The organism is Candidatus Hydrogenedentota bacterium, assembly GCA_019695095.1.
GTDB lineage: Bacteria > Hydrogenedentota > Hydrogenedentia > Hydrogenedentales > SLHB01 > JAIBAQ01.
On record JAIBAQ010000284.1, the window covers coordinates 1 to 5,581 of the forward strand.

4 protein-coding genes are annotated in these 5,581 nt (G+C 58.0%); all 4 read left to right on the top strand.

The features are described from left to right. Positions 1-70: 70 nt before the first annotated feature. Positions 71-2,728 (top strand): bifunctional YncE family protein/alkaline phosphatase family protein, encoded by a 2,658-nt coding sequence (locus K1Y02_24855; GenBank protein ID MBX7259611.1) that lies wholly within the window; start codon positions 71-73, stop codon positions 2,726-2,728. Positions 2,729-3,130: 402 nt separating this feature from the next. Continuing rightward, entirely contained in the window at positions 3,131-4,801 is a 1,671-nt protein-coding gene (locus K1Y02_24860) for an isovaleryl-CoA dehydrogenase (GenBank protein ID MBX7259612.1), read from the top strand. Between the two features lie 141 nt (positions 4,802-4,942). Next, positions 4,943-5,317 (top strand): hypothetical protein, encoded by a 375-nt coding sequence (locus tag K1Y02_24865; protein ID MBX7259613.1) that lies wholly within the window; start codon positions 4,943-4,945, stop codon positions 5,315-5,317. After that, positions 5,307-5,581 (top strand): hypothetical protein (locus tag K1Y02_24870; GenBank protein MBX7259614.1); only part of this gene is annotated, 275 nt, incomplete at its 3' end. The genes K1Y02_24865 and K1Y02_24870, both read left to right, overlap by 11 nt.

Below are 5,581 nucleotides of genomic sequence, written 5' to 3' on the forward strand. Positions count from 1 at the left end.
CTTCGTGTTTTCCCCCTTGCCTTGCGGTCCGTATCGTCATAGACTGCCTGTACCAAGGGAGACTCCTATCATGATGAACTCACGACGAATCATCTTCTTTGCCGCGGCGGCGTTTGTGCTGGCGGGGTGTGTGACAACGGAAGGGCCGCGAGGAATTGGGGCGGCGCTGAATAAGGGGCCGCGCGGGTTTCTGGAGCAGGCGGTGGTGGGGCCGCAGGATGACGGCACGTATGTGGTGGGTACGCATCAGCTCATTGAGTCTGCTGGGGAGACGGTTTTGTTTCCGGGGCGACCGGTGGACTTGGCGTTGCATCCGGAAGGGAAAATCATCGCGGTCAAGAACAAAGATGACGTCGTGTTTTTGGACGTGACGGGGCGGAAGGTTGTCCAGGCATTGAAGCTGCCGAAGGGCGGGCAGAGCTATTGCGGGATTGCGTGGAGCGGCGATGGGATTTCGTTGTGGACGACGGGCGCGGAGGAGATGCTGTATTGCGCCACGAAAGATGCGGCGGGCGCTTACGCGTGGTCTCGAGAGATTCCGCTGCCGGGTCCGAAGGGAGAGAAGATTTCGAGTCCGGGGGGATTCGTGCTGGATGAAGCGAAGGGCGTCGCGTATGTAACGCTCAGCCGGAACAATTCGTTGGGTGTGTTAAATCTCCAGTCGGGCAAAGTGGAAACGGAAATCGCGGTGGGTATAGCGCCGTACACGGTCGTGGTGATGGGTAACAAGGCGTATGTATCCAATTGGGGAGGGCGGCGTCCCAAGGAAGGCGACGTGACGGGGCCGTCGTCGGGAAGCCGGGTGGTGGTCGATCCGAAGACGGGGATAGCGTCGACGGGCACGGTGACGGTGATTGATTTGGGCGCGCGGTCGGCGGTACGCGAGATTGAGGTGGGGTTGCATCCGAGTGAGATGGCGTTTTCGCCGGACGGCTCGCGGTTATATGTGGCGAACGCAAACAGCGACACCGTGTCGGTGATCGACACTGCGAACGATGCGGTTGCAAAGACGTTTTGCACGCGGCCGATGAAAGAACTGCCGTTTGGCAGCGCGCCGAACGCGCTCGCGGTATCGCCGGACGGCAAAACGTTGTACGTGGCAAACGGCGGTAACAATGCGCTGGCGGTGATGGATGCGGCGAGTGGGGTTGTGAGTGGATTGATCCCCACGGGTTGGTATCCGGGGTCTGTGATGCTGGTTGGAGACACGTTGATCGTGGGGAACATGAAGGGCGTGGGAAGCCGGAAGAAGGACGCGATGTTGACCGCGGAACAGCGCGAGCAGGCCAAGGGAAAGCTGGGGTTCAATTCGCACGAGCACTCGGGATCGGTGTCGTTTATCAAAGCGCCGGGCGCGAGCGAGTTGAAGGAATACACCACGCGGGTTGCGGTGAACATGCGGCTTCCGAAAATGCACGAAGAGTTGGCGTTGGCTCCGGTGGAGCCCCGGACGACGCCGGTGCCAACGCGGCCGGGGGAAGTGTCGCCGATCAAGCATGTGTTGTACATCATCAAAGAGAACCGGACGTATGACCAGGTGTTTGGGGACATGCCGCAGGGTAACGGAGATCCGAATCTGGTGCATTTCGGGCGCGACGTGACGCCGAATCATCATGCGTTGGCAGAGACGTTTGTGTTGCTGGACAATTTCTACTGCAATGGCGTGCTGAGCGCGGATGGGCATCAATGGACGAATGAAGGGTACGTGACGGATTACCTGGAAAAGAACTTTGGGGATTTTCCGCGAAGTTATCCGTATGACGGTGACGATGCGATCGCGTATGCGTCATCGGGTTTCATCTGGGACTACGTGTTGCGCGCTGGACTGACGTTCCGCAATTACGGCGAGTTCGTGAAAGCGTCGATTGAACCGGGGACAGCGACGTGGGCGGACTGTTATGCCGATTTCAAGAATGGAACGAGCAACGTGACTATTCGCGCGAAGACAGAACTGCATACGTTGGAGCCGTATCTTTGTCCGACGTATATAGGGTTCCCCGGGAAGGTGCAGGATGTGTATCGGGCGCGGGAGTTTATCCGGGAGTTGAAGGAGTTCGAGGCCAAGGGCGAATTGCCCAACTTCATGATCATGCTGTTGCCGAACGATCACACGGTGGGGACGCGGGAAGGTTTTCCGACGCCGCGCGCAGCCGTTGCGGACAACGATTTGGCGCTAGGACAGATCGTGGAGGCGGTGAGTCACAGTACGTTCTGGAAGGAGACGGCGATCTTTGTGGTGCAGGATGACCCACAGGCGGGGTTGGATCACGTCGATGGGCGGCGAACGGTGGCGTTCTGCATCAGCCCGTACACGAAGCGGGGCGCGGTGGACAGCACGTTCTACAACCAGACGAGCATGTTGCGGACGATGGAATTGATTCTGGGATTACCGCCGATGAATCAGTTCGATTTGGCCGCGACGCCGATGACGAATTGTTTTATGGATACTCCGGACCTCACGCCGTATACGGCGCTTCCGAACACGGTGCCGCTGGATGAGATGAACCCGAAGTTGGCGGAGTTGAAGGGGAAGCAACGGTATTACGCGAAGAAGTCGATGGAAATGCCGTTGGACGATATCGATATGGCGGATGAAGGGATGTTTAACCGGGTCATTTGGCATTCGGTGAAGGGATACGACGTGCCGTATCCGAAGCTGGCGCGGAGACCGGAAGTGGGCGTGGAGGCTTGGCCGGGCGCGGTAGTGCGTGAGGAAGAGGAGGAGTAGGGAATTTTGGAATTTGGATTTTAGATTTTGGATTGAAGAAGTGAAATAACGAGAGTGCGGAAGGTCCGGCAGGGACGTGTATTGCCGAATGTAGTGACAACTGTGGCATCGTGTAGAAGCTAATGGAGAGTCAGGGAGTCGTCTTCGGGAGAGGACGGCTTTCTGCTCTTTGGGAATGGGGCTCCGTGTGCCGGGTCGTCCCCTGGAATAGACGTGTCTGGGATTTGAACTTGGGGAGAGTAGCGGATTTGAGGCAAACCGAAGACCGAGTTCTTTAAAGAGCAACCTTTGCAGAGAAGAACTTCCTTTTCAATTACACCACTCGTGTTCTATAATACCATTTGAAGTTGGTAGTGATGTGCCGTTCCTTTCTTCGAATCGCTAGCTGCAAGGAGCACTACCATGATCACCACGGCGTTTCAGCCTATTCTGCAGAACACGCACGAAGTTGTTAACCAGCCGCCGCCGCTTCAGAATTACAGTGCCTATGAAGCAGATGCCGCATTGGTGGAGGCGGTGAAGCGCGAAGGGGCTTCGTGGGCGGAGAATCAGATTCGCGCGTTCGGAGAGAAGACCACGCGGTCCGAATTCCTCCATCTCGGGCACCTCGCGAACAAGTACACTCCTGAACTGAAGACCCATGACCGGTTCGGCAACCGAATCGATGAGGTCGAGTACCATCCCGCGTGGCATGAACTCATGAAGACTGGAGTTGAGGCCGAGGTGCATGCGTTGCCGTGGAATCATCGGAGACCGGGGGCGCATGTGGCGCGCGCGGCAAAGCACTATCTGCTTTCGCAAACGGAAGCGGGCGTGGGATGTCCGCTGACGATGACGTTTGCGGTGGTGCCCGCGTTGCGCGCACAGCCGGAGATCGCGGCGGAGTGGATTCCGCGTGTGACGTCGACCGCGTACGATTCCCGGATGATTCCGTCTTACGAGAAGATGGGATGTTTGATGGGAATGGCGATGACGGAGAAACAGGGTGGATCGGATGTGCGGTCGAACACGACGCGAGCCGTGCCGATGTCGATAGGGGGGGCGGGGCAGGAGTATCTGTTGACTGGACATAAGTGGTTCTGTTCAGCGCCGATGTGCGATGCATTTCTGAGTCTTGCGCAGACAGACAAAGGGTTGAGTTGTTTCCTGGTACCGCGGTGGTTGCCGGACGGTTCGCGAAATCACTTCTACATTCAGCGGCTCAAGGACAAGCTGGGCAATAGGTCGAATGCATCGAGCGAGATCGAGTATCGGAATACGTATGCGCGCATGGTTGGAGAAGAGGGGCGCGGCGTGCCAACGATCATCGAGATGGTGAATCATACGCGATTGGACTGCGTGATCGGGTCGTCTGCGTTGATGCGGCAAGCGTTGGTGCAGGCGATTCATCACTGCAAGCACCGATCTGCGTTTGGAAACACATTGATCTACCAGCCGTTAATGCAGAATGTGTTGGCCGATCTGGCGTTGGAGTCCGAGGCAGCGACGTTGGCGATGGCACGGCTTGCGCACGTGTACGACGAGACGGAGATCAACTCCGGCAGGCGGCCGTATGCGCGGCTTGCCACGACGGTTATGAAGTACTGGGTGTGCAAACGCGCGCCCGCGATGATTTCGGAAGCGCTGGAGTGCATGGGGGGCGCGGGTTACGTGGAAGAATCGATCATGCCGCGTTTGTACCGCGAGGCTCCGGTGAATTCCGTGTGGGAAGGCTCGGGAAATGTCATGTGTCTGGATGTGTTGCGGGCGTTGCGCGAACCGGACGCGTTGTCGTCGTTTATGCAGGAATTGGACACGGCCAGAAGGAACGATCCGAGATATGATCGCTTCTTGAATACGGCGCACGCAATGATTGACGGGCACTCGACGCTAGAAGCGCGCGCTCGGCGGATTGCCGAGATGCTTGCGCTGTTGTTTCAGGCGTCGCTGCTGATCAAGCATTCGCCGGAGTATGTGAGCGCGGCGTTTTGCGCGTCGCGTCTGGGGCGCGAATGCGGCGAAGAGTATGGAACGTTGAACGGTGACGTCGATGTGCAAGCTATCGTCAAGCGGGCGGGTGCGATGATGCTGTGAATGGGACGTTATTGAGTTTTGCCGCATAGCTAGCCATCCGGTGACGCGAGATCGTCTTCTTGACCGGGCGATATGACCGCGTACTATGCTGTGTCAGGGTGCGCAGGGCGCCCACATGCGAGTATGGCTGGAGTCAAAATAATGCGGATACGAATTGCTTGGAAGGGCGGAGAGCTTCTAGGGGAGCTGAACGCAACGAATACGGCGAAGGCGATTGCTGAAGCGTTGCCGTATTCGGCGAAAGCGCAGGTGTGGGGAAAGGAAGTTTACTTCTCGCTACCCGTCGACGCGCATCGTGCGGCGGATGCCGTGGATGTTGTGGAGCCGGGAACGATGTGTTATTGGGTGCAGGGGCGATCGCTGGCATTGCCGTATGGACCGACCCCGGCGTCGACGGGAGATGAGTGCCGTTTGGTGACGGCGGTGAATATCGTGGGGAAGATTGAGGGGGATCCGAACGAGTTGGGGCGGATTCGGCAAGGGGAGCTTGTGACGGTGAGCCGGGTTGAGGGCTGACACGGACACACGGACGAACACGGACGAACACGGACAGACACGGACAGACACGGACAGACACGGACAGACACGGACAGACACGGACAGACACGGACAGACACGGACAGACACGGACAGACGCGGACAGACGCGGACGAACGCGGACGAACGCGAAGACCAACACGTATTGGGAGATTCCTCTGATTACGAGGTGCGGGTCGGAAGGTCTATCGTAAAGGTGCTGCCTTCGTTGGCGGCGCTTGTTACGCTAACGGTGCCGCCGTG

What these genes read in the sequence shown, in the direction of transcription:
- K1Y02_24855 (MBX7259611.1), top strand. Translation starts at nt 71, where the DNA reads ATGATGAACTCACGACGAATCATCTTCTTTGCCGCGGCGGCGTTTGTG.
- K1Y02_24860 (MBX7259612.1), top strand. Translation starts at nt 3,131, where the DNA reads ATGATCACCACGGCGTTTCAGCCTATTCTGCAGAACACGCACGAAGTT.
- K1Y02_24865 (MBX7259613.1), top strand. Translation starts at nt 4,943, where the DNA reads ATGCGGATACGAATTGCTTGGAAGGGCGGAGAGCTTCTAGGGGAGCTG.